The 22,193-nt window shown below is 66.1% G+C and carries 19 protein-coding genes and 4 pseudogenes; 10 read left to right on the top strand and 13 right to left on the bottom strand.

The annotated features are described in order from the left end of the window. Positions 1–14: 14 nt before the first annotated feature. Positions 15–2,774: a type I DNA topoisomerase gene (gene topA / locus FOM02_RS40280; RefSeq protein WP_027559642.1), complete on the bottom strand. Its 2,760-nt coding sequence runs from the start codon at positions 2,772–2,774 to the stop codon at positions 15–17. 226 nt (positions 2,775–3,000) lie between these two features. Here topA and FOM02_RS40275 point away from each other — a divergent pair, with 226 nt between their 5' ends. Next, a complete protein-coding gene (locus FOM02_RS40275) occupies positions 3,001–3,240 on the top strand; it encodes a hypothetical protein (protein ID WP_027559641.1) in 240 nt (79 codons plus the stop codon). Between the two features lie 276 nt (positions 3,241–3,516). On the opposite strand, the gene FOM02_RS40270 is transcribed toward FOM02_RS40275, so the two are convergent. Both FOM02_RS40270 and FOM02_RS40265 read right to left on the bottom strand, forming a co-directional pair. Continuing rightward, on the bottom strand, positions 3,517–4,071 hold the full coding sequence (locus tag FOM02_RS40270; RefSeq protein WP_027559640.1) for a flavodoxin family protein: 555 nt from the start codon (positions 4,069–4,071) through the stop codon (positions 3,517–3,519). Positions 4,072–4,179: 108 nt separating this feature from the next. Further along, positions 4,180–4,647, bottom strand: coding sequence for a winged helix-turn-helix transcriptional regulator (locus FOM02_RS40265; protein ID WP_027559639.1), 468 nt, complete (start codon positions 4,645–4,647; stop codon positions 4,180–4,182). Between the two features lie 122 nt (positions 4,648–4,769). Here FOM02_RS40265 and FOM02_RS40260 point away from each other — a divergent pair, with 122 nt between their 5' ends. Both FOM02_RS40260 and FOM02_RS40255 read left to right on the top strand, forming a co-directional pair. Next, positions 4,770–5,543, top strand: a complete 774-nt coding sequence (locus FOM02_RS40260) for a glucose 1-dehydrogenase (RefSeq protein ID WP_027559638.1) — start codon at positions 4,770–4,772, stop codon at positions 5,541–5,543. A 176-nt stretch (positions 5,544–5,719) separates the two neighbouring features. Further along, a pseudogene (locus FOM02_RS40255) lies at positions 5,720–5,903 on the top strand (hypothetical protein). Between the two features lie 55 nt (positions 5,904–5,958). Here the strand turns inward: FOM02_RS40255 and FOM02_RS40250 are convergent. Next, on the bottom strand, positions 5,959–6,567 hold the full coding sequence (locus tag FOM02_RS40250; RefSeq protein ID WP_027559636.1) for an FMN-dependent NADH-azoreductase: 609 nt from the start codon (positions 6,565–6,567) through the stop codon (positions 5,959–5,961). An 83-nt stretch (positions 6,568–6,650) separates the two neighbouring features. Between FOM02_RS40250 and FOM02_RS40245 the strand changes: the two genes are divergently transcribed. Continuing rightward, a complete protein-coding gene (locus FOM02_RS40245) occupies positions 6,651–7,064 on the top strand; it encodes a winged helix-turn-helix transcriptional regulator (RefSeq protein ID WP_027559635.1) in 414 nt (137 codons plus the stop codon). Here the strand turns inward: FOM02_RS40245 and dprA are convergent. Further along, a pseudogene (dprA, locus tag FOM02_RS40240) lies at positions 7,061–8,178 on the bottom strand (DNA-processing protein DprA). The gene FOM02_RS40245 and the pseudogene dprA sit on opposite strands and share 4 nt — an antisense overlap. Positions 8,179–8,294: 116 nt before the next feature. Between dprA and FOM02_RS40235 the strand changes: the two are divergent. Then, the gene (locus tag FOM02_RS40235) at positions 8,295–9,539 is read left to right on the top strand and encodes an amidase (RefSeq protein WP_027559633.1); all 1,245 of its coding nucleotides are present in this window, start codon (positions 8,295–8,297) and stop codon (positions 9,537–9,539) included. Here FOM02_RS40235 and FOM02_RS40230 read toward each other — a convergent pair. From FOM02_RS40230 to FOM02_RS40215, 4 genes are all read right to left on the bottom strand, one after another. Next, on the bottom strand, positions 9,531–10,730 hold the full coding sequence (locus tag FOM02_RS40230) for a patatin-like phospholipase family protein (protein ID WP_027559632.1): 1,200 nt from the start codon (positions 10,728–10,730) through the stop codon (positions 9,531–9,533). The genes FOM02_RS40235 and FOM02_RS40230 overlap by 9 nt on opposite strands. 232 nt (positions 10,731–10,962) lie before the next feature. Then, the gene (gene plsY, locus FOM02_RS40225) at positions 10,963–11,559 is read right to left on the bottom strand and encodes a glycerol-3-phosphate 1-O-acyltransferase PlsY (protein WP_027559631.1); all 597 of its coding nucleotides are present in this window, start codon (positions 11,557–11,559) and stop codon (positions 10,963–10,965) included. 32 nt (positions 11,560–11,591) lie between these two features. Further along, positions 11,592–12,893, bottom strand: coding sequence for a dihydroorotase (locus tag FOM02_RS40220; RefSeq protein ID WP_027559630.1), 1,302 nt, complete (start codon positions 12,891–12,893; stop codon positions 11,592–11,594). 5 nt (positions 12,894–12,898) lie between these two features. Continuing rightward, complete coding sequence (locus FOM02_RS40215; protein ID WP_027559629.1) at positions 12,899–13,846, bottom strand: aspartate carbamoyltransferase catalytic subunit; 948 nt, start codon at positions 13,844–13,846, stop codon at positions 12,899–12,901. 180 nt (positions 13,847–14,026) lie between these two features. Here FOM02_RS40215 and FOM02_RS40210 point away from each other — a divergent pair. The 3 genes and pseudogenes from FOM02_RS40210 (at position 14,027) to FOM02_RS40200 (ending at position 17,304) form a co-directional block, all read left to right on the top strand. Then, a pseudogene (locus FOM02_RS40210) lies at positions 14,027–14,784 on the top strand (M15 family metallopeptidase). 20 nt (positions 14,785–14,804) lie between these two features. Continuing rightward, on the top strand, positions 14,805–16,448 hold the full coding sequence (locus FOM02_RS40205) for an acyl-CoA dehydrogenase family protein (RefSeq protein WP_027559627.1): 1,644 nt from the start codon (positions 14,805–14,807) through the stop codon (positions 16,446–16,448). Between the two features lie 91 nt (positions 16,449–16,539). Beyond that, a complete protein-coding gene (locus FOM02_RS40200; protein WP_027559626.1) occupies positions 16,540–17,304 on the top strand; it encodes a CPBP family intramembrane glutamic endopeptidase in 765 nt (254 codons plus the stop codon). On the opposite strand, the gene FOM02_RS40195 is transcribed toward FOM02_RS40200, so the two are convergent. Both FOM02_RS40195 and ruvX read right to left on the bottom strand, forming a co-directional pair. Next, entirely contained in the window at positions 17,301–18,224 is a 924-nt protein-coding gene (locus FOM02_RS40195) for an AEC family transporter (protein ID WP_027559625.1), read from the bottom strand. The two genes, FOM02_RS40200 and FOM02_RS40195, sit on opposite strands and share 4 nt — an antisense overlap. Positions 18,225–18,228: 4 nt before the next feature. Further along, positions 18,229–18,714: a Holliday junction resolvase RuvX gene (gene ruvX, locus FOM02_RS40190; RefSeq protein WP_027559624.1), complete on the bottom strand. Its 486-nt coding sequence runs from the start codon at positions 18,712–18,714 to the stop codon at positions 18,229–18,231. Between the two features lie 47 nt (positions 18,715–18,761). Between ruvX and FOM02_RS40185 the strand changes: the two genes are divergently transcribed. Further along, the gene (locus tag FOM02_RS40185; protein ID WP_027559623.1) at positions 18,762–18,977 is read left to right on the top strand and encodes a hypothetical protein; all 216 of its coding nucleotides are present in this window, start codon (positions 18,762–18,764) and stop codon (positions 18,975–18,977) included. A gap of 79 nt (positions 18,978–19,056) precedes the next feature. Here the strand turns inward: FOM02_RS40185 and FOM02_RS40180 are convergent, their stop codons facing one another. Together FOM02_RS40180 and FOM02_RS40175 are read right to left on the bottom strand one after the other, a co-directional pair. Beyond that, positions 19,057–19,992 (bottom strand): cyclase family protein, encoded by a 936-nt coding sequence (locus FOM02_RS40180; RefSeq protein WP_027559622.1) that lies wholly within the window; start codon positions 19,990–19,992, stop codon positions 19,057–19,059. Positions 19,993–20,193: 201 nt separating this feature from the next. Beyond that, entirely contained in the window at positions 20,194–21,084 is an 891-nt protein-coding gene (locus tag FOM02_RS40175; protein WP_027559621.1) for a LysR family transcriptional regulator, read from the bottom strand. 98 nt (positions 21,085–21,182) lie between these two features. On the opposite strand from FOM02_RS40175, the pseudogene FOM02_RS40170 reads away from it, so the two are divergent. Next, positions 21,183–22,186, top strand: a pseudogene (locus FOM02_RS40170) (NAD(P)H-dependent flavin oxidoreductase). The last annotated feature ends 7 nt before the right edge of the window (positions 22,187–22,193 follow it).

Genomic DNA, 22,193 nt, shown 5'->3' with positions numbered 1-22,193 from the left:
CTCTAATTCTTGATCTAAGTCTTGCCGGCACTCTTCTTGGCCGGAGCCTTGGCGGCGGCGGTCTTGGTCGGCGACGTTTTGGCGGTCGACGACACGGCAGCGCGCGCCTTGCTGGTGGATTCGGTTTTCGATTTGGCCGCGGCTTTCTTCGCGGCCGGCTTCTTCTTCGGCGCGGCGTCCTCGCCGTCCGTGGCCTTCTCTGTGGTCTTCTCTATGGTCTTCTTGGCCTTAGCCGGCTTGGCCGCCTTCTTGGCTTTCGCCTTGCCGCCGCCCTTGGCGGCGCGCTCGTCGATCAGAGCGATTGCCTGCGGCAGCGTGATCGCGTCCTTCTCGATCTCGGCCGGGATCGTCGCGTTGATGCCGCCTGCGGTGACATAGGCACCGTAACGGCCGCTCTTCACGGTGATCGTGCCGAGCGTCGGGTGATCGCCGATCGCCTTGCCGGGATCGGCGCCGAAGCGCCGGCTCGGGCCCTTGGCGACCTTCTCGGCAATCAGCGTGACCGCGCGGTTGAGGCCGATGTCGAAGACCTCGTCGCCGCTCTCGAGACTGGCATAGGTCTTCTCGTGCTTCACGAACGGCCCGAAGCGGCCGAGGCCGGCCGTGATCGGCTGGCCGGTTTCCGGATGCTTGCCGATCTCGCGCGGCAGCGACAACAGCTTCAGCGCAAGCTCGAGGTCGACATCGCCGGGCGAGGTGCCCTTCGGGATGCCGGCGCGCTTCGGCTTCTCGCCTTCCTCATAATCCTTCTGCTCGCCGAGCTGGATATAGGGGCCGAAGCGGCCAGCCTTGACCCAGACATCGCGGCCCGTATCGGGATCCTGGCCGAGCGAACGGTCGGCGGTGGTCTCGCTGTCGGCGGCGAGCTGACGGGTGTAGCGGCATTCCGGATAGTTCGAGCAGCCGACGAAGGCGCCGAACTTGCCAGCCTTCAGGTTCAGCCGGCCGCTGCCGCAGCTCGGGCACTGCCTGATATCGCCACCGTCCGCGCGAGGCGGATAGATGTGCTGGCCCAGCATGTCGTCGAGCACGTCGAGTACCTGCGCGACGCGCAGATCCTTGATATCGTCGACGGCGCCGATGAAGCCGGTCCAGAAATCCTTCAGCACCTGCTGCCAGGAGATCTCGTTGTTGGAGATGCGGTCGAGCTGCTCTTCGAGGCTGGCCGTGAAGTCGTATTCGACGTAGCGGGCGAAGAAGCTTTCGAGGAAGGCGACCACGACGCGGCCCTTGTCCTCGCCGTGCAGGCGCTTCTTCTCCAGCTTGACGTAGCCGCGGTCTTTCAGGACCTGGAGGATCGAGGCATAGGTCGAGGGCCGGCCGATGCCGAGCTCTTCCATGCGCTTGACGAGCGATGCTTCCGAGAACCGCGGCGGCGGCTCGGTGAAATGCTGGGTGACGGCGAGCGACTGCCGCTTCAGCGCGTCGTTCGGGCTCATCGCCGGCAGGCGGCGGGAGTCTTCGTCCTCCTCGTCGTCGCGGCCTTCCTGGTACAGTGCGAGGAAGCCGTCGAACTTGACGACCTGGCCGGTGGCGCGCAGCTCCAGCGTGCGGCCGCCAGCCTTCGCCGTGATGTCGACCGTGGTGCGCTCCAGCTCGGCCGATTCCATCTGGCTGGCAATGGTGCGCTTCCAGATCAGCTCATAGAGCCTGGCCTGGTCGGCATCGAGCTTGCGGCTCATGCTGTCGGGGCGGCGGGAGAGGTCGGTCGGGCGGATCGCTTCGTGCGCTTCCTGGGCGTTCTTGGCCTTGGCCTGGTACTGGCGCGGGGCATCCGGCACGTAGGCGTTGCCGTAATCCTCGCCGATCACCTTGCGCGCCTGGGTGATCGCCTCCGGGGCGATCTGCACGCCGTCGGTACGCATATAAGTAATGAGTCCGGTGGTCTCGCCGCCGATGTCGATGCCTTCATAGAGGCGCTGGGCGATGCGCATGGTGTGCGCCGGCGCAAAGCCGTATTTGCGGCTGGCTTCCTGCTGCAGCGTCGAGGTAGTGAAGGGCGCCTGCGGATTGCGCCGGGCCGGCTTGGCATCGACCGCGGTGACGGCGTAGCTCGCCAGTTCCAGCGCCTTCTTGAAGTCCTCGGCTTCCGCGCCGGTGCCGATGTCGAGACGCTGGATCTTCTTGCCGTCGGCGCCGACGAGGCGCGCCTCGAAGGCGTCGCCGCGCGGGGTGAGCAGGGTCGCGATCAGCGACCAGTACTCGCGCGGCACGAATTTCTCGATCTCGAGCTCGCGGTCGCAGACGAGGCGCAGCGCCACCGACTGCACGCGGCCGGCCGAGCGGGCGCCCGGCAGCTTGCGCCACAGCACGGGGGAGAGGGTGAAGCCGACGAGATAGTCCAGCGCGCGGCGCGCCATATAGGCGTCGACCAGCGCGCCGTCGATCTCGCGCGGGTTCTTCATCGCCTCCGAGACCGCCTGCTTGGTGATGGCGTTGAACACCACGCGCTCGATCTTCTGATCCTTCAGCGCGCGCTTCTCCTTCATCACCTCCAGCACGTGCCAGGAGATGGCCTCGCCCTCGCGATCAGGGTCGGTGGCGAGAATCAGGCGGTCGGCGCCCTTCAGGGATTTGGCGATATCGTTGAGCCGGCCGGCCGCCTTGGGGTCGACCTCCCAGATCATCTTGAAATTGGCGTCGGGATCGACGGAGCCGTTCTTCGCGGGCAGGTCGCGGACATGGCCGAACGAGGCCAGAACCTCGTAGGACGAGCCCAGATACTTGTTGATCGTCTTGGCTTTCGCCGGCGACTCCACAATGACGATATTCATGTAGTTCCAGTAACTTACGGGAAAATCTTAGGCCGAAAACGAAAGGACTCGGGTCGGCCGTTTCGATCCGAACATGGGTGGTGAGGCCCTCGCTGTCAAATCGAGGGGTGTTGAGAGGGTTCCAAATGGGAAAAGTTTCATATCGAGAAAGTTGCAAAATACCACCTTGGAGTTGCGCGGGATCGGCGTAAAGTTCCTCCGGGGCATGGATTCGGGGTGGGGTCGGGTGACGAAGCCGGGACGGAAACGGGCGCGCGCCGCATCGCGCGCGCCGACACGCACGCGCAACGAGGAGCCGGGGGAAGGCGGGGCCGATGAGGCGGTCGCCTTCATCTCCGAGCAGGCCGGCGCTTTGCGCAAGCTCGCCGAGCGCCACAAGCTCGACGTGCTGCATTATCTCCTGGGGATGACCAAGCTGGAGGCCGACGAGCATTTGCGCCTGCGGAGCAAGCGCAAGCTGTCGTGAGGGTGGCTCACTTGCGGCCCCGTCATCCTGAGGTGCGAGCGGCACGATGCGGAGCATCGCGCCGGGAGCCTCGAAGGATGAGCGGCCCCGCCGCTGCAGCAGGGCCGTCGCCCTTCGAGGCTCGCCGAAGAGGCGAGCACCTCAGGGTGACGGAGAGAGATACGGGGCGCTGCTCTAACCCCGTCATTGCGAGCACAGCGAAGCAATCCAGAAGTCTTTCCGCGGCCGGCAGTCTGGATTGCTTCGTCGCAAGGGCTCCTCGCAATGACGGTGCGGCTAGCAGTTGCGGCTTGCCATTTTGGCCAGTCTTCGGCCGAGATACTCGGCCGTGCTGAGGTCGCTCGGCGGCAAGTCGTCGTCGATGAGGTGTGTCGCTAGGCCGAGTTGGCTGCCCAACCGATTGCGACCACCCGGATCCTCCCCACCCGGGATATCCAGTCCGCACCAGAGCATGCCGTGCTGAGCAGCCAGAATGGAAAAGTAGGTCAGCGTGTGCAGTTGATCGCCGCTCGCGCAGGCACCCGTCGTGAAGCCGCCTGCGATCTTGTTGGTCCAACGGTGCTGGCTCCAGCGGTCACTTGAAGCGTCGGCGAAGGCTTTGAATTGAGCCGCGGCTCCGCCCATGTAGGTCGGGCTACCAAATGCAACTGCGCTGGCGTGGTCGATCGTTTCAAATAGGCTTTCATTCTGGAAGCGGCCTGACACGATGTCGTCGCCCGTGATGCGACAAAGCGCGACGTCCGCTATGCCATCCGCTCCACGCGCCACCGCATGCGCGAGCTTCTCGGTGGTGCCGGTGATGGAGAAATAGACGATGGCGAGCAGAGGCATGGCGGTGCCGCGTTGCGGTATTCAGGCATCTTTGACGCTGACCGTATTTTGTACAAGCCCCTCCGCATGGTCATTACGAGCTTAGCGAAGCGTTGCAGTTTGCCATCATTACGCCGAGCGCCTTCGCGGCGCCGGCCGCGGCTTCAGCGTGGTGTCCGCGGGGCTGAGCAGGCGGCCGTCCTCGGCGCGCATTTCGAGCTTCTTCACCGGGCGGCCCTTCTCGCGGTCGACCAGGATGGTTGCGATCTCTTCGGGATGGTCGTCGAACTCCTCGCTCCATTGGCGCAGCGCCACGAGAACCGGGAAGACGCCGCGGCCCTTCGGCGTCAGCACATACTCTTGATAGGCGCTGCCGTCGGAGGCGGGGGCGGTGGCGAGAATGCCGTGGTCGACCAGCGACTGTAGCCGCACCGACAAGATGTTCTTGGCCATGCCGAGCTTGCGCTGAAATTCGCCGAAGCGGCGCAGGCCGAACAGCGCCTCGCGGATGATCAGCAGCGACCACCAGTCGCCGATCGCCTCCAGCGACCGTGCGATCGGGCAGGCATCCCCCGCAAAGCTGGTTCGTTTGACCATGGTCTGTCGTCCTGTCGCGTTCGCACGATTTCGGCGCTGATCACGTGCTTGTGTGGTTGCATCATAAAACCATATGCCCTAGATGGCAACGTAGTTTCATTATGCAACCACTGGAGGCGAGCGTGAGACTGAAGAACAAGACGGCACTCATTACTGGCGGCAATAGCGGCATCGGACTTGCGACGGCAAAGCTGTTCGTGGCCGAGGGTGCGAAGGTGGTCATCACCGGGCGCAACAAGGAGACGCTGGAGGCCGCAGCAAAAGAGCTTGGCCCGAACGCGCTTGCGCTCGTCGCCGATGCCACCGACGTCGCCGCGACGGAAGCCGCGATCAAGAAGGGCGCCGACAAGTTCGGCAAGTTCGACATCGTGTTCGCCAATGCCGGCATTCCCGGCGGCACGCCGCTGGGTTCGGCGACGCTCGAGGTGTTCGAGAAGGTCATCAGCACGAACCTCACCGGCGTGTTTTTCACCGTGCAGTCGGCGCTGCCTTATCTCAACGACAACGCCTCGATCATCCTCAACGGCTCGGTGATCTCCGTGCTGGGCATTCCCGGCTACTCCGCCTATGGCGCCGCCAAGGCCGGCGTGCGCGCGATGGCGCGCATCATGGCGTCGGAACTGTCGCCGCGCGGCATCCGCGTCAACGTCGTTGCGCCGGGCGCGATCCGCACGCCGATCTGGGGCGCGGCAATCGCAACGCCTGAAGCGGAGAAAGCATTCGAGAAGCGCATTGCGCTGTCGACGCCGCTGGGGCGCATTGGTGAACCAGATCACATTTCGAAGACGGTGCTGTTCCTCGCCTCCGATGATGCCGCGCACATCCAGGGCCAGGAGATCTTCGTCGACGGCGGCGCAGTGGCCTCGCCGAGCGGCGCGCCGATCTATCGTGGTTGATCAATCTCGATGAAAATCGAATCGGTCGGCGCTCGTCGCACGCGGTTGCGCCGGCCGGTTCCTACATCTGGAGGAATGTATTTGTTGAACCTTATGTGAGGCGTTGAACCTTGGCGCACGCTGCCAAGACCTTTCTACGGGCGGGGGTCATAAGACTCATTTCAAAGGAGCCCGTGATGCCAAAGGCAGCTCGCATTTTTTTCGTCGATTTCAGCACCGCGTATTTACACCGAACGTTCCAGCATCTCCACCAAGCGCTCCGACACGTCCGAATTCATCGGGGTGGCTCTGTTCTCGGGCATCGGGCTGTTCATCTCGCTTGTCGCCGTCATCCTGGGAATCCAGGGCGCCTGGTTTTAGGTCGATCTGTCAGCCGCCGCCGAAAGGCCGGCAGCGGCTGTTGTCGGCGTGAGCCTTACGCCGCGCGCAGGCTGGTGGCCGCCGCAAGCGCGCCGGCGAGCGCCTTCTCGCGATGCTCGGGGCCAACCTGGATGCCATCGGCAACGATGAATTCGGGGCTCGTGATGCCCATGAAGGCGAACACACCGCGCAAATAGGTTTCGAGATGCTCCAGCGAGGCGGCCGGGGTGCCCGGACCGTAATAGCCGCCGCGAGAGATCGCCACGATCACGCGCTTGCTGCCGGCAAGGCCCTGCGGGCCGTTGGCGTCATATTTGAAGGTCTTCCCAGCAACGAGGACGCGGTCGATCCAGGCCTTGAGCTGGCTCGGAATGGTGAAATTGTACATGGGCGCGCCGATCACGACGATGTCGGCGTCGAGGAACTCGTTCAGCACCGCCGCGCTCGCGGCAAGGTCGGGTCCGAGTTCCGCCGGCGCCGGCGCGCCTTGCGCGGCCGCGAGGTGCGAGCCGGAGAGGTGGGCGAGCGGGGTCTGGGTCAGGTCGCGATAGGCGATGTCGAGCGAAGGCGTCGCCTGCCGGAGCCGGTCGACGATGGCGGCGGAAACCTGCCTGGAGACAGAGTGGGGGCCGAGGACGCTGGAGTCGATATGGAGGAGTTTCATTGGGGTCACCCATGGTATAGATTTGTAACCCGGACTACATGAGTGACTGTCAAAATCCCCGCAAGAACGCACTTTTTTGAGCCATGGGCACATCATTGAAACCTGCGCACACCGATTTGCCTGCGCCGCCGCGGCCGCATCCCGACCATGCCGACTGCCGTGGCGTGGCGTCGGTCCTGTCCCGGGTCGGCGACAAATGGAGCGTGTTCGTCATCATGAACCTGAGCGACGGGCCAAAGCGCTTCAATGAACTGAAGCGCATGATCAGCGGCATCTCGCAGCGGATGCTGACATTGACCTTGCGTGGCCTTGAGCGCGACGGCCTCGTCACGCGCACGATCTTTCCGACCATTCCGCCGCGCGTCGATTACGAGCTGACCGATCTCGGCCGCGGGCTGCAGCAGCCGGTGAAGGCGCTCGGACAGTGGGCCATGGACCATCTGATGCAGATCGAGGCTGCGCGTAGGCAGTTCGATCGGCGCAACGACGGCGACTAAAGAAGCGAAACGAGACCACCCCCATGGCGCTCGAGGCGGCCGGCGAGCTCGAGCTCCAGCAGCACGGTCCGCACGATCGCGGGCGAGGCGCCGGACATCCGGACGAGATCGTCGATCGAGATTGGGGCAGGGCCGAGCAGGCCGGTGATCTGGTCGCGGTCATGGCCTTGTGGATCGCTCTCGAACGGCTCGCTGTCCGGCTCGCTCGCAGGACTCATCAGCGGCCGCTCCATGATCGGCTGAACCGCGTTGATGATGTCGGCAGCCTCGGTGACGAGGGTTGCGCCCTGCTTGATCAAATCGTTGGTGCCGGCGGCACGCGGATCGAGCGGCGAGCCGGGGACGGCGAACACCTCGCGGCCCTGTTCGGCCGCCATGCGCGCGGTGATCAGCGAGCCCGAGCGGTGCGCCGCCTCCACCACGATCACGCCGAGCGCGGCGCCCGAGATCAGCCGGTTGCGACGGGGAAAGTCGCGGGCGCGCGGCTCGTGACCGAGTGGCATCTCCGAGATCGCTGCGCCGCTCTGGTCGAGGATCGCCGTGAGTAGGTCGCCATGCTCGGGCGGATAGATGCGGTCATGGCGCCGGCGAGCACGGCGATCGTGCCGCTCTCGACGCTCGCGCGGTGCGCGGCCTGGTCGACGCCGCGCGCGAGCCCCGAGATGATGATGAAGCCGGCTTCGCCGAGCTCGCGCGCAAGCTGGCCGGCGAATTTCAGACCTGCACCGGACGAGTTGCGCGAGCCGACGATGGCTATCATCGGACGCATCAAGCTTGCGTCATCGCCGCGCACGGCGAGCAGAGGCGGTGCATCGTCGATCATCGCCAGCCGCGCCGGATAGCCGTCCTCGCCGGGCGCGAGCCAGGCAATGCCGAATTTGCGGCTCGCGGCGAGCTCGGCCTTTGCCTCATCCGGGCTGCAGATGCGTCCCGACCGCTGCGCCCCGCCGCGGCGCGCCAGATCAGGCAGCCGCTCCAGCGCGGCGCGCGCACTGCCGAAATGATCGACCAGCGAACGGAAGGTGCGCGGCCCGACATTGTCGGAGCGGATCAGCCGCAGGCGGTCAGTCCGCTCGGCTTCAGTCAGCTCCACGCTGGGATTGATGGCGTCCACGCCCATCTCCTTGTGGGAACAGCATGGAACAACCTGAGGGCGTTGCGCAACAGCGACGTGCGCTTGCGCGACCTCGCCCCGATGCTAAAAGCGATCCCAATAAGAAGGATTTTGCCATGATCTCACTCGCCGACCTCCAGCGCCGCATCGAAGCGGGGGAGCTTTCGTCCGACGCCGCCATCGCCCAGTCGCTCGCGGCGATCGAGAGCAAGGAGAAGGACGTCCGCGCCTTCGTCCGCTACGACAAGGCCGCGAAGGCGCAAGCCTCCGGCCCGCTGCGCGGTATCGCGGTCGGGATCAAGGACATCATCGACACCGCCAATTTCCCGACCGAGATGGGCTCGGAGATCTATCGCGGCTGGCAGCCGCGCTCGGACGCGCCTGTGGTGATGATGCTGAAGCGGGCAGGCGCCACCATCATCGGCAAGACCACGACGACCGCGTTTGCCTCGCGCGATCCGACGCCGACGCTCAATCCGCACAATCTCGGCCATTCGCCGGGCGGCTCGTCCTCCGGCTCGGCGGCAGCCGTCGGCGCCGGCATGATCCCGCTGGCGCTGGGCACCCAGACCGGCGGCTCGGTGATCCGGCCCGCGGCCTATTGCGGCACGGCCGCGATCAAGCCGTCGTTCCGGATGCTGCCGACGGTCGGCGTGAAGTGCTATTCGTGGGCGCTGGACACGGTCGGCCTGTTCGGTGCGCGCGCGGAGGACCTTGCGCGCGGACTGCTCGCCATGACGGGCCGCAACGAGTTCTCGGACATCGTGCCGGCGAAGTCGCCGCGTATCGGCGTGGTCAGGCAGGAGTTCGCGGGCGCCGTCGAGCCGGCCGCCGAAGAGGGCTTGCAGGCCGCGATCAAGGCGGCCGAGAAGGCCGGCGCCAGCGTGCACAACATCGACCTACCTGAAGCGGTGCAGGAGGCCTGGCGCATCCATCCGGTGATCCAGGAGTTCGAGGCGCATCGCGCGCTCGCCTGGGAATTTTCCGAGCGCCACGACGAGATCGCGCCGATGCTGCGCGCCAGCCTCGATGCGTCGGTCGGGCTGACGCCAAAGGACTATGACGAGGCCAGGCGGATCAGCCGCCGCGGCCGCCGCGAGCTCGGCGAATTGTTCGAGGGCGTCGATGTGCTGCTGACCTATTCGGCGCCGGGCACGCCGCCGGCCAAGGAGCTCGCGACCACGGGCGATCCCCGTTACAACCGGCTCTGGACGCTGATGGGCAATCCTTGCGTCAACGTGCCGGTGCTGAAGGCGGGTGGCCTGCCGATCGGCGTGCAGGTGATCGCGCGTTTCGGCAACGACCCGGGCGCGCTGGCCGCAGCGTGGTTCCTGGAGAACGCGCTGGTGAAATCAGGCTAGCGCAGGTTCTGCGACGGAAAGGGTGCGTTGGGCTTCGGCGCCTGTCGCGTCCTGTCCGAGCCAGCGCTCGGCGGCCTCACGGCCGCTCCGGTGCAGCGTGCGGATGAAGCCGCGGCCGAGATCGGTCGATGAGCGCTGCGCGAGGCCATCAACGGAATCTTCGGCCGCGATCCGGGAGAGCCGCAGCGCAGGTGTTGTGTGCGATTGCGCCCATGCGATCGCGGCGATCTCGGCATTGAGCGCGGCGTTGGCGGCGATCTGGTCGAGCCGGCGGTCGATCGCGGCGAGCGTGATCGGCACGTAGCTGTCGCGCGCCGGCGTGACTTGGACCAGCAGCAGGTCGGACGTCGCCGATTCCTGCACCAGCCGCACCAGCGGCGGGTTGCCACCAAAACCGCCGTCCCAATAGGCCTCGCCGTCGATCTCGACGGCACAATGAACCAGGGGCGGACAGGTCGAGGCCAGCGCGACGTCGGCGGTGATTGCCTCGTTGCGGAAGACCTGCTGCTGGCCGTCGCGGATTCGGGTCGCTGCGATCAAGAGCTTTGGGCAGGCCGCATCGCGCAAGATGGCGAAATTGATGTCGCGCGACAGCGCCTGCCGCAGCGGATCAAGGTCGAACGGGTCGAACTGGCCCGAGCGCAGCGTCGGGCCGAACGCGACCGAGCTTCCCGCCGGCGAGAAGCCACCGACCAGCATCAGCGAGCGGAACGAGGCCTCGTGCATCAGGCGGACCCAGAACCGGTTCAGCCGTGAACGGGCGCCTTCGCGTCCGCCTTCGGCAAGGCCAGTGGCGAGCAGGAGCGCATTGATGGCGCCGGCGCTGGCGCCGCTGACGGTGTCGAATGCGATGGACGGCTCTTCCAGGAGTCGCTCCAGCACGCCCCAGGTGAACGCCGCAAAGGTGCCGCCGCCTTGAAGCGCCAGCGACAGTTTTCGGGGCGGCCATTGTTCGGAGCGGACCTGATCGCGCACGACGGGTGCGGCCGCGGTCGTGACCTCGACTGCAGCGACGGCTTTCGCGACGGGAGCAGGCGGCGGTGGTGGAGGGACAGGTGCCGGCTCGGGCTCAGGGGGCGGCAAGGGCGCATCGGACCAGATATTGGTCATCGAGAGCAGCCGGCTTGCCGCGGTGCTGGAAGCACCTCGCAAACCGACCCCGTCATGCGTGCCGTCAATCTTCTCGCTCATTCTGAGCAACCGCGTAACGCCATCTTATCTGTCAGCATGACAGGCCTGGAACTCGTTCGCCACTCCGGCCGCGAGCAGCTTCGGAGTTGCGAACAGAATTTGGCATATAATGCGGAGGTGGTGCGGCGGTATCCGTACTTTTTCCGGATGTTGATTATAGTGTGAGCATGATCTCTACGGAAAACCGCTGCACGCTTTGCGCTCACGCGGCCCTTCGGGTCCGGATCATGCTCTAGGCCTTTTCTCCGATCCGGCTTTCCTTGCCCGCTTGCAACCGCTTGATGTTCTCGCGGTGCGCATAGAACAAGAGCAGCGTCAGCACCGCGAACAGCGAGGCGAGCGCGAGGTGGCCGAACCACCACAGGAATATCGGCGTGATGAAGGACGCCACCAGGGCCGAGAGCGAAGAATAGCGGGTGGTGAAGGCGGTCGCGAGCCAAAGCAGGCAGAACACCAGTGCGGCCGGCCAGAACAGGCCGAGCAGGATGCCGATATAGACGGCGACGCCCTTGCCGCCCTTGAACTTGAGCCAGACCGGGAAGAGATGGCCGAGGAAGGCGCCGAGCCCGGCCACCATCGCGGCATTGGGCCCTGCGATGTAGCCGGCGATCACGACCGCGACGGTGCCCTTGAGCGCGTCGAACAGCAGGGTGCCGGCGGCAAGGCTCTTACGTCCCGTGCGCAGCACGTTGGTGGCGCCGATGCTGCCGGAGCCGATCGAGCGGATATCCTGTGTCCCGGCGAGCCTGGTCAGGATCAGCCCGAACGGGATCGAGCCAAGAAGATAGCCGATGACGAAGGCCACCGGCAGAAATGCTTCAAGCCCCATGGTTGCAAAGTTCCTGGCCGCAGCTGCGCACGTCAGACATGCTCGTACACCGTCCGTCCGCCGACAATGGTGCGCACCACGCGGCCTGTAAAGCGGGCCTCGTCGAACGGGGTGTTCTTGCAGGGCGATTTGAGATCGGCGGGATCGACGATCCAGGGCGTATCCGGATCGATCACGATGAGGTCGGCCGGGGCGCCCGTGCGCAGGGTTCCGCCTGGGAGGCCAAGCAGATCGGCGGGCCGGGTCGACATCGCCCGGATCAGCGTCGCCAGTTCCATCTCGCCATTGTGCACGAGCCGAAGACCTGCGGGCAGCATGGTCTCCAGGCCGACGGCGCCGGGTGCGGCTTCCGCGAACGGCAGGCGCTTGACCTCGACGTCCTGCGGATTGTGGTCGGACATGATGACGTCGACGAGGCCTGAGGCCATCGCCTCCACCAGCGCGCGGCGGTCGTCCTCGGTGCGCAGCGGCGGTGACAGCTTCAGGAAGGAGCGGTAGGGGCCGATGTCGTTCTCGTTCAGCGCAAGGTGGTTGATCGACACCGAGGCGCTGACGGCGAGGCCGGCGTCGCGGGCGCGCTTCAGGATCTCGAGCGAGTCGATGCAGGTCAGCGATGCCGCGTGATAGCGGCCGCCGGTGAGCGCGACGAGGCGCATGTCGCGCTCCAGCATCACCGCTTCGGCTGCCTTCGGGATGCCCATCAGGCCGAGCCGCGAGGCGAACTCGCCTTCGTTCATGACGCCTTCGCCGACGAGGTTGGGGTCCTCGGTGTGGTGCACGATCAGCGCGTCGAAGTCGCGGGCGTAGGTCAGCGCGCGGCGCATCACCTGCGAATTGGTCACGCTCCGGTCGCCGTCGCTGAACGCGACCGCGCCGGCGGCTTTGAGCAGGCCGAACTCGGTCATCTCCTCGCCGCGCATGCCCTTGGTCAGCGCCGCCATCGGCTGGATGTTGACGATCGCGGTGTCGCGGGCGCGGCGCATCACGAAGTCGACGGTCGCCGAATTGTCGATCACCGGAGAGGTGTCGGGCTGGCAGATGATGGTGGTGATGCCGCCGGTCGCGGCCGCCTGGCTCGCGGAGGCAAAGGTCTCGCGGTGGCTGAAGCCGGGCTCGCCGACGAAGGCGCGCATGTCGATCAGGCCGGGCGCGACGATCTTGCCGGAGCAGTTGACGATGTCGGTACCCTCGGGGACGCCGGCCGCGCCAATGCCGCGGCGGGTCTCGCGGATGATGCCGTCGGCAATGAGGACGTCGCCGACGCCGTCGAAGTCGCGGCTGGGGTCGACGACGCGGGCGTTGGCGAGCAGGACGGGGCGGCGGTCGGTCAGCATCGGCATCACGCGTTCGGCAAGTTGCGGGCGAGCGCTTCCAGCACCGCCATGCGCACGGCGACGCCCATCTCGACCTGTTCGCGGATCAGGGACTGCGCGCCATCGGCAACCGCAGTGTCGATCTCGACGCCGCGGTTCATGGGACCTGGATGCATCACGAGCGCGTCCGGTTTGGCGTAGGCGAGCTTCTTCTGGTCGAGCCCGAAGTAATGGAAATATTCGGAGGACGACGGCACGAAGGAGCCGTTCATGCGCTCGCGCTGGAGCCGCAGCATCATCACGATGTCGGCGCCGTTGAGGCCCTCGCGCATGTCGCGCGCGACCTCGACGCCCATCCGCTCGATGCCGGGCGGCAAGAGCGTTGAGGGGCCGACGACGCGGACGCGGGCGCCCATGGCGTTGAGCAGGATGATGTTGGAGCGGGCGACGCGCGAATGCAGCACGTCGCCGCAGATGGCGATCACGAGCCCCTCGATCCGGCCCTTGTTGCGGCGGATGGTGAGCGCGTCGAGCAGCGCCTGGGTCGGATGCTCATGCGCGCCGTCGCCGGCATTGATCACGGAACCGTCGACCTTGCGCGCCAGCAGTTCCACCGCGCCGGAGGCGTGATGGCGCACCACCAGGATATCAGGGTGCATGGCGTTCAGCGTCATCGCGGTGTCGACCAGCGTCTCGCCCTTCTTGATGGACGAGGAGGACACCGACATGTTCATGACGTCCGCGCCGAGCCGCTTGCCCGCGAGCTCGAACGAGGACTGGGTCCGGGTGGAGGCCTCGAAGAAGAGGTTTACTTGCGTCCGTCCACGCAGGACGGTGCGCTTCTTGTCAACCTGGCGGTTGAGCTCGACATATTCTTCGGACAGGTCGAGCAGGCCGGTGATGTCGGCCGCGGAAAGGCCCTCGATGCCCAGCAAATGCCGGTGGCCGAGGACGAAGGTCGATTTCGATGTCATTAAAAGCAGAGCTATAGGCGGGGATGGCGGGGTGGGCAAGGGCCAATCGGCGGGACGGGAGTTATCCCCTGATCTGTCGGTCGCGAAGTCATTCCAGGATGGCGCGCAAGCGCCAGACCCGGAATCTCGAGATTCCGGGTTCGGCTCGTCGAGCCGCCCCGGAATGACAGGGGAGAGCGAATGCGCTTGATCAGAACGTCTTTGATTTCATTTGTCGCGATCGCCTCAATCTCACCCACCCACGCCCAATCGCTCCCCGGCGGCTTCGTCTATCTCCGCGACGTCGATCCCAGCATCATCCAGGATATCCGCTACGCCACCGCCAATAATTTCGTCGGCCGTCCGCTTGCCGGCTACGGCGCCGGCGAATGCGTGGTAAAGCGCGAGGTCGGGCTGCGACTGAAGGCGGTTCAAGCGGAGCTGGCGGCGCAAAACCTTTCGCTGAAGATGTTCGACTGCTACCGGCCGGCGCGGGCCTCGCTCGACATGGTGAAGTGGTCGCAGAACGGCAACGAGACCGCCGCCGAGCGGCGCTACAATCCGAAGATCCCGAAGACCGAGCTGTTCCGGCTCGGCTACATCGCGAGCCGCTCGCAGCATTCCACCGGTGCGGCGCTCGACCTCACTTTGGTCGATCTCAAGGCCGACAATTCCGCAAGAATCGATCCGTCCAAGACCTATGCGGATTGCACGGCGCCGGTCGTGGCGCGGCTGCCGGAAGGCAGCGTCGACATGGGCACCGGCTATGACTGCACCGACGCGAAAGGCCATACCGCGGCACCGTCGATCACGGCCGATCAGCGCGCCTGGCGCAAGCGGCTGGTGGCTGCGATGGCGAGGCAAGGCTTTGTGAACTATTCGAAGGAGTGGTGGCATTTTTCCTGCCGGGGGCGGGCGGGGCGGCCTATGATTTCCCGATCCAGCCGCGGCGGAACTGAATCCGCGCCGAGGACGCAAGATGACCCAGCCCAGCTTTGCGACCCATGAGGTCTTCAACCAGTCGCCGCCGTTCGAGGACGTCGATCTGTTCGCCGTCGACCGGCCGCTGGTGGAAGCCGTGAAGGCCAATGGCGGCGCTGTGGCGGAGCGGGAGCTGTCCGAGTTCGGCAAGCATTGGGGCTCGGCGGCGATGGCCGATCGCGGGCGCGCGGCGAACGAGAACACGCCGAAGCTGCGGACCTTCGACGCCAAAGGCAACAGGCGCGACCAGGTCGAGTTTCATCCTGTTTATCACGAGCTGATGGCGCACAGTGCGCACGCCGGCGTGCACAATTCGACGTGGACGGCCGACGGCAAGCCGGCGGGCGATGCTGCCGAGGTCATCCGTGCGGCAAAATTCTATATGGCCGCGCAGGTCGAGACCGGCCATCTCTGCCCGATCACGATGACGCGCGCCTCGGTCGGCGCGCTGGCGATGCAGCCCGATCTGCTCGCGCGTGTGATGCCGGTGCTGTCGACCAAGAGCTACGATCCGCGCTTCGTGCCGTGGTCGGAGAAGCGCGGCATGACCCTCGGCATGGGTATGACCGAGAAGCAGGGCGGCACCGACGTGCGCGCCAACATGACGCGCGCGGAGCGCGACGGAGACGCCTATCGCATCACCGGCCACAAATGGTTCATGTCGGCGCCGATGTGCGATGCGTTCCTGGTGCTGGCGCAGGCAGATGCCGGGCTCACCTGTTTCTTCATGCCGCGCTTTGCGCCGGATGGATCAGTCAACGCGATCCAGTTCCAGCGGCTGAAGGACAAGCTCGGCAACCGTTCCAATGCGTCTTCCGAGGTCGAGTTCGTCGGCGCTTATGCGGAACGGGTCGGCGAGGAGGGCAAGGGCATTCGCACCATCATCCAGATGGTGCAGCTGACGCGGCAGGATTGCGCGATTGCCTCGGTCGGCCTGATGCGCTCGGGGCTCGCACATGCGCTGCATCACGCCCGTCACCGCAGCGTGTTCCAGAAGCATCTGGCCGACCAGCCGCTGATGCAGGCCGTGCTCTCGGACATGGCGCTGCATGTCGAGGCGAGCACGGCGCTGGTGATGCGGCTCTGCCGCGCCTTCGACCGCACGCCGCACGATGCGGCGGAGGCCGCGTACATGCGGCTGCTGACGCCCGCGATCAAATACTGGACGTGCAAGAGCGCGCCAAGCTTCCTCTATGAAGCCATGGAGTGCCTCGGCGGCAACGGCTATGTCGAGGACGGCATCCTGGCGCGGCATTACCGGGAGTCGCCGGTCAACGCGATCTGGGAAGGTTCCGGCAACGTGATGTGCCTCGACGTGCTCCGCGCGCTCTCGCGCGAGCCGGAGGCGGCAATGGCGGTGATGCAATCGCTCGCGGCCGAGGCGAAAGATTTGCCCGGGGCAGGCGAGGCCGCCACCTTCATCGGCAAGACGTTCCGCCGTGCCGACGGCGAGCGCGTTGCGCGGCTCGCGGTCGAGAAGCTCGCGCTGCTTGCGGCTGCGGCCGCGCTTAACGGCGTCTCGTCGCGCCACGCCGAACTCTTCGCCGCCACACGCCTCGCGGCCAATCACGCCAGCATGTACGGCGCGGTCGAGCTGGACAGCGGCGACGTCCGCGCGCTGCTCGCGAGGGCGCTGCCGTGAGTGGGCGCGGTCTCTCCACAACGTCATGGCTGGGCCTGACCCGGGCATGACGATCTCTTGATAGTTTGCGTTACCCAACGAAAGCCCTCTGATGGACTCCCTCAATCCCGACCATCCGCCGCTGATCGAGACGCCCGCGCCGCCGCGCGTCTGGAAGTTCTGGGGCACGGCGCTGTGGGGCCTCCTCATCTTCGTCGCGATGTTCGTCGGGCAGATCGGCGCTATCGTTTTGCTGGTGGTGCTGCGTGGCCTGCCGATGGACCTCGCCTCGCTCCAGTCGATCGGTCACGAGCCCCATGCGCTGGCGCTCTCGGTGATCATGGGGCTGCCGGCGACGCTGGCGGCGGTGTGGCTTGCCATCCGCATCAAGAAGGCGTCGTTCACCGACTACCTCGCGCTCTATTGGCCGTCCTGGAGGCAGCTGCTGTTCGGCGCGGTCGGTCTCGTCCTGATCGTGCTGGCCTGGGAGGTCGTGTCGCGATCGCTCGGCCGCGAGGCGACGCCGGGCTTCATGACCGATCTGTTGAAATCCGGCCGCGACAAGGGCGCGGCACTCATGCTGCTGATCGCCTTCAGCGTGGCGGCGCCGATGTCGGAGGAAGTGCTGGCGCGCGGCTTTCTGTTCCGCGGCTGGTCGGCGAGCTTCCTGCGCGTATCAGGCGCGATCGTCCTGTCGTCGCTGGTGTGGACGATCGTCCATCTGCAATACGACATGTACTTCCTCGCCGAGGTCTTCAGCATCGGCCTGTGGTTCGGCTACATGCGCTATCGCGCGAACTCGCTCTGGCTCACGATCATCCTGCATGCGCTGAACAATCTGACCGCGGTGGTGCTGACGATGTGGCTGGGGAGCTAGGCAACCAGCGCGATCGTGACCGGCATCGTGATTGCGGCCAGGATCGTCTGTAGTGTGATGATCTGCGCCAGCAGCGGCGCATCGCCGCCCATCTGGCGGGCCAACACATAGGCGCTGGGCGATGTCGGCACCGCCGCGCAGATCGCGACGATCGCAAGGCTGTTGCCTGTCAACCCGAACCAGGCGGCGAGCACCAGCGCGAGCACGGGCATCAGCACCAGCTTGAACGCCACGCCGATACTCGCGCCCATGCTCGGGCGGAGCAGGCCGCTGAGCTGCAATCCCGCGCCGGTCACAAGCAGGCCGATGGCGAGCGAGGAGCGGCCGAGCGCATCGGCCACCTCGTGCCAGATTTTCGGCAGCGGCAAATGGATGACGTTGATGACGAGGCCGATGACGCAGGCCCAGATCAGGGGATTGCGGATCACCGTCATGACGATCGCACGCGCGGACTGCTTTTCCGGCGCGGCATAATGCGCGAGCACGGCGACGCTGAAGACGTTGACCAGGGGGATGATCGCGACCATCGCCACGGAAGCCAGCGCCAGCCCGACATCGCCGAACATATTGGCGGAGACGGACAGCGCGACATAGGTCTGCCAGCGCGTTGCGCCCTGGAAGATCGAGGTGAAGGCCGGGCCGTCGATGTCGAGCCGCGACAGGGCCGGGCGGAGCGCCAGGCACAGCAGCGACATCGCGAGCGCCGACAGCAAGAGCGCGCCGCCGACGCCGGCGACCGGCACTTTCGACAGGTCCGCCTTCACCAGCGTCTGGATCAGCAGCATCGGAAACAGCACGAAATAGGTCAGCCGCTCCAGCCCGTGCCATTGCGTGTCGAGCCGCATCAACGTGCGTTTCAGCACGACGCCCAACACGATGAGGATGAAGACCGGCAGCAGCGCCGCGATCACGACGGCCATGGGGTCAGCCGGCTCCGTTGCGCAAGTTCGCGAGGCGGTCGAGCGCGCCTTGCAGGATGAAGATCGCGGCGTGCTCGTCGATCACCTCGGCGCGCTTGGCGCGGCTGACATCCATGCCGATCAGCTCGCGCTCGACCGCGGCGGTCGACAGCCGCTCGTCCCAGAGGCCGATGGGAAGGGCGGTCAGGCCGGCGAGGTTGCGGGCGAAGGCGCGGGTCGATTGCGCGCGCGGGCCCTCGCTGCCGTCCATGTTGATGGGCAGGCCGAGCACGAAGCCGGCCGCCTTGCGCTCGGCGGCGATCGCGAGCAGCCGGGCGGCGTCCTGCTTGAACTGCTTGCGCTGGATGGTCTCGACGCCGGTCGCCAGCCGCCGGTCCGGGTCGGACACGGCCACGCCGATGGTTTTGGTGCCCAGATCAAGTCCGACCAGCGCGCCGCGTTCGGGCCAGTGGGTTGCAGCATCGACGAGAGGCAGGATAAGAGCCGGCATGGATTTAGCGCATATCACGCGCAACGCTTCCGAGTGAACCCTCGACGATGGACGCACTGACACTATTCGGCCTGTTTGCCGTGACGGCGATGCTGGTCTGCTATGCCCTGGAGGACCGCAGCCACTGGTACGTGCTGCTGTTCGCCGGCTCCTGCGCGCTCGGCTCGGCCTACGGCTTTCTCCAGGGCGCCTGGCCGTTCGGCCTGGTCGAGGCGATCTGGGCCGTCGTCGCGCTGCGACGCTGGAATCTCAGGCCGCGGTGATGGAGGGATCGGGCGAGGGGCCTGCCTGATGGCAGGCGGATCCTCGCCCGGGTCTTGGATCAGCGGATCGCAATCGAGATCAGCGGATCGCGATCGGGTTGATCATCGCCTGCACGCCGCCGGTCCAGCGCGGCTGGCCCAGCACGAACAGGAACTCATAGCCCTTGTCCCGCGCAAGCGCCGCGGTGTCCATGTTCTCGAGGATGTAGGTTCCGTTCATCGCGAGCAGGATCTGATGCACCTCGAACACGTTCTTGGACTCGAACGGCAGCACCTCGAGCGCCCAGGTATCGGCGCCGATGGCGACGACGCCCTTGCCGGTGAGATACTTCGCGCCTTCGACGCCGAGGCCGGGCTCGCCCGCCGAGTAGCGCTTGTCGTCCTTGCCGATCAGGCTGAGCCAGCCGGTGTGGAAGATGACGACGTCGCCCTGGCGGATCTCGACGTTCTGCTGCTTGGCAGCTTCCTCGATCTCCTTGACGTTGAAGGCGGTACCTTCCTTCACCACGTCGGTCTTGAAGTAGGCGGCCATGTCGAGCAGCACGCCGCGGGTGACCATCGGCGGCACCTTCTCGATGCCGAGCTTCTTCAGCCCGTTCGGGTCGGCGAAATCGGCGAGCTTGTTGCCGTTGTAATAGACGTGCTCGACGCCGAGATGGCCGAGACCGTCGAGCTGGCTGCCGATGCCGACCCACGTGTCGAGGATGTCGTCATTGTAGGTGGCCTTGTTGGGACCGAGACCCGGGCTGCCGGCCTGTCCCGGCTGCACGATGGTGAGCTTGAAGGTGCGCGGCGGATAGGCCGGCGTCTGCGGCGTGACGGGGATGCCGAGGGCGTAGGTCTTGCCGGTCTTCACCAGCGAGGCTGCCTTTACCACCAGGTCGGGCGTCATGTAGTTGGCGGCGCCGATCTCGTCGTTGGGCCCCCATTTCGATTTGGTCCAGTCCTGAGCGCTTGCAGTCCCTGATATCGCCGACAACGCGGCGACGCAGCACAACACGAGCGTATTGCGCATCGATAGTCCTCCCAGTGTTTCTTGCCGATGTTTTGGCTTCGATTATGGTTTCGCGCTGGCCAGTCGCTCATCCTAACGTAGAATGATCGCGGGCTTCAAAGCTTTTCGATGTGCTGCGATGCGGCGGCTGAACGCAGCGCGGATTGATTCAAGCGCGATGGATTTGTGACGAATTTCGTCGCGTGGAACGTTCGCGCCGCGTCAGGCCGCGATGACGTCGTCGTCCTTCTTCAGGCAGGCGATGAAGCCTTGGAGCGCGCTGTATTGATGCCCAGCGCGGCGCTGGACGAAGAGCGTCTCGACCCGCGCATGCGCGGCGCTGAGCGCGTGGATCGACACGCTGCCGTTCATCGCGCTGCGTTCGACGACCGCCCGCGGCAACAGCGTCACGCCCATGTCGGCGGCGACACAGCCGATCATTCCGTCGAGCGTGCCGAGTTCGAAGCGTGCGGCCGACGGCCAGCCGAACTCGACGAACACCTGCTCTAGCCGCTGACGATAGGTGCAGCCGGTGCGGAACACCAGCGCGGTGGGACCCGACTCCGGCGTGCCGGCGCGCAGCTCGGCAAGCGAGGCCCAGCGCCGCGCGCTGACCAGCACCAGCTCTTCGCGGAACGCGCTGGTCGTCGTGAGGTCGGCATGCGCGATGGGACCTGCGACGAAGGCGCCGTCGAGCGCGCCTTCGAGCACGCCGGCGACGAGGTCGGCCGTGGTCGCGGTGCGCAAGGAGAGCCGCACGGCTGGAAAGCGGCGGTGGAAATCAGCCAGCAGCGGCGGCAAGCGCACCGCTGCCGTCGTCTCCATCGAGCCGATCGCCAGCGGCCCTTTCGGCTCGCCGTCGTCGCGGGCGGCGAGCAGCGCTTCGCGCGACAGCGCCGCCATCCGTTGTGCATAGGGCAGGAGGCGCTTGCCGGCGCCGGTCAGCGTCATGCCGCGGCTGTGGCGCTCGAACAGCGCCGTGCCGATCTCCGCCTCCAGGGCCTTCACGCGCTGGGTGACGTTGGACTGCACGGTGTTCAGCTCTTCCGCGGCGCGGGTGATGCCTCCGGCGCGAGCGACCGCGGCGAAGGTCTGGATGTCGCTGAGTTCCATGGCGTCGTTTCGCTTTCGAGATGGCTACGTTCGCAACAATTCATTTTTCGAGAATGCTAGTCGGCCCTAGTCTTGCTGTCCAGATCGGAGGAAGCGCCGTGCCAATGACGACCTCGCTGACCACGCTGCTGGAGATCAGGCATCCCATCCTGCTGGCGCCGATGGACATCGTCGCCGGCAGCCGTCTGGTGACGGCCGTGAGCCGCGCCGGCGGCTTCGGCATTCTCGGCGGCGGCTATGGCGAGCGGCGTGGCTGGAGCAGGAGACGGCGAAGCTCGCGCGACTGTCGGCACCGTTCGGCATCGGCTTCATCACCTGGAGCCTCGCGAAACGGCCGGAGCTTCTCGATGTCGCGCTTGCCGCAAAGCCATCCGCGATCATGTTATCGTTTGGCGATCCCGCGCCGTTCGCACGCAGGATCAAGTCATCAGGCGCGCGTCTGATCTGCCAGGTGCAGGACGAAGCGATGGCGCGGCAGGCGCTCGATGCCGGCGCCGACATCGTGATCGCGCAGGGGACGGAGGCGGGCGGTCATGGTGCCTCCCGCACCACCGTCGATCTCGTGCCCGCAATCGTCGATCTCGCCGCGGGCCGCGTGCCCGTGGTGGCGGCCGGCGGCATCGCCGATGGACGCGGGCTCGCTGCGATGATGATGCTGGGCGCGAGCGGCGTGCTGCTCGGTACGCGGTTCTATGCGAGCCAGGAGGCCGATGGTGCCGAGGAAGCCAAGCGGCGCATCTGCGCGGCGAACAGCGGCTCGACCGTACGCGGCATCATCTTCGATCTCTCCCGCAACAATGTCTGGCCGGCGCCGTTCACGGGACGGTGTCTGGTCAACGATCACGCCAGGCGCTGGATCGGTCGCGAGGTCGAGCTGATGCAGAATGTCGCCGCAGTCGCGGCGGAGTATGCCGCGGCGAAAGCCTCCGGGAATTTTGATGTCGCCGCCGTCATCGCGGGCGAAGCGGTCGGACTGATCCATGATATTTCACCGGCGGCCGAGATCGTCGAGCGGATTGCGGTGGAGGCGGAGCAGCTGCTCGCTGGGCGGCGCAATTCAATAGTCGCGGCACAGAATTCTTCCCCCTCCAGGGGAGGGTAAGGACCAA

The organism is Bradyrhizobium sp. SEMIA (assembly GCF_014844175.1).
GTDB lineage: Bacteria > Pseudomonadota > Alphaproteobacteria > Rhizobiales > Xanthobacteraceae > Bradyrhizobium > Bradyrhizobium arachidis.
This window is presented reverse-complemented; position numbering and strand designations above follow the sequence as displayed.

Coding starts and splice junctions, on each gene's coding strand:
- topA (WP_027559642.1), bottom strand. CDS start 2,774: ATGAATATCGTCATTGTGGAGTCGCCGGCGAAAGCCAAGACGATCAAC.
- FOM02_RS40270 (WP_027559640.1), bottom strand. CDS start 4,071: ATGCCTCTGCTCGCCATCGTCTATTTCTCCATCACCGGCACCACCGAG.
- FOM02_RS40265 (WP_027559639.1), bottom strand. CDS start 4,647: ATGGTCAAACGAACCAGCTTTGCGGGGGATGCCTGCCCGATCGCACGG.
- FOM02_RS40250 (WP_027559636.1), bottom strand. CDS start 6,567: ATGAAACTCCTCCATATCGACTCCAGCGTCCTCGGCCCCCACTCTGTC.
- FOM02_RS40245 (WP_027559635.1), top strand. CDS start 6,651: ATGGGCACATCATTGAAACCTGCGCACACCGATTTGCCTGCGCCGCCG.
- FOM02_RS40235 (WP_027559633.1), top strand. CDS start 8,295: ATGATCTCACTCGCCGACCTCCAGCGCCGCATCGAAGCGGGGGAGCTT.
- FOM02_RS40230 (WP_027559632.1), bottom strand. CDS start 10,730: ATGAGCGAGAAGATTGACGGCACGCATGACGGGGTCGGTTTGCGAGGT.
- plsY (WP_027559631.1), bottom strand. CDS start 11,559: ATGGGGCTTGAAGCATTTCTGCCGGTGGCCTTCGTCATCGGCTATCTT.
- FOM02_RS40220 (WP_027559630.1), bottom strand. CDS start 12,893: ATGCTGACCGACCGCCGCCCCGTCCTGCTCGCCAACGCCCGCGTCGTC.
- FOM02_RS40215 (WP_027559629.1), bottom strand. CDS start 13,846: ATGACATCGAAATCGACCTTCGTCCTCGGCCACCGGCATTTGCTGGGC.
- FOM02_RS40205 (WP_027559627.1), top strand. CDS start 14,805: ATGACCCAGCCCAGCTTTGCGACCCATGAGGTCTTCAACCAGTCGCCG.
- FOM02_RS40200 (WP_027559626.1), top strand. CDS start 16,540: ATGGACTCCCTCAATCCCGACCATCCGCCGCTGATCGAGACGCCCGCG.
- FOM02_RS40195 (WP_027559625.1), bottom strand. CDS start 18,224: ATGGCCGTCGTGATCGCGGCGCTGCTGCCGGTCTTCATCCTCATCGTG.
- ruvX (WP_027559624.1), bottom strand. CDS start 18,714: ATGCCGGCTCTTATCCTGCCTCTCGTCGATGCTGCAACCCACTGGCCC.
- FOM02_RS40185 (WP_027559623.1), top strand. CDS start 18,762: ATGGACGCACTGACACTATTCGGCCTGTTTGCCGTGACGGCGATGCTG.
- FOM02_RS40180 (WP_027559622.1), bottom strand. CDS start 19,992: ATGCGCAATACGCTCGTGTTGTGCTGCGTCGCCGCGTTGTCGGCGATA.
- FOM02_RS40175 (WP_027559621.1), bottom strand. CDS start 21,084: ATGGAACTCAGCGACATCCAGACCTTCGCCGCGGTCGCTCGCGCCGGA.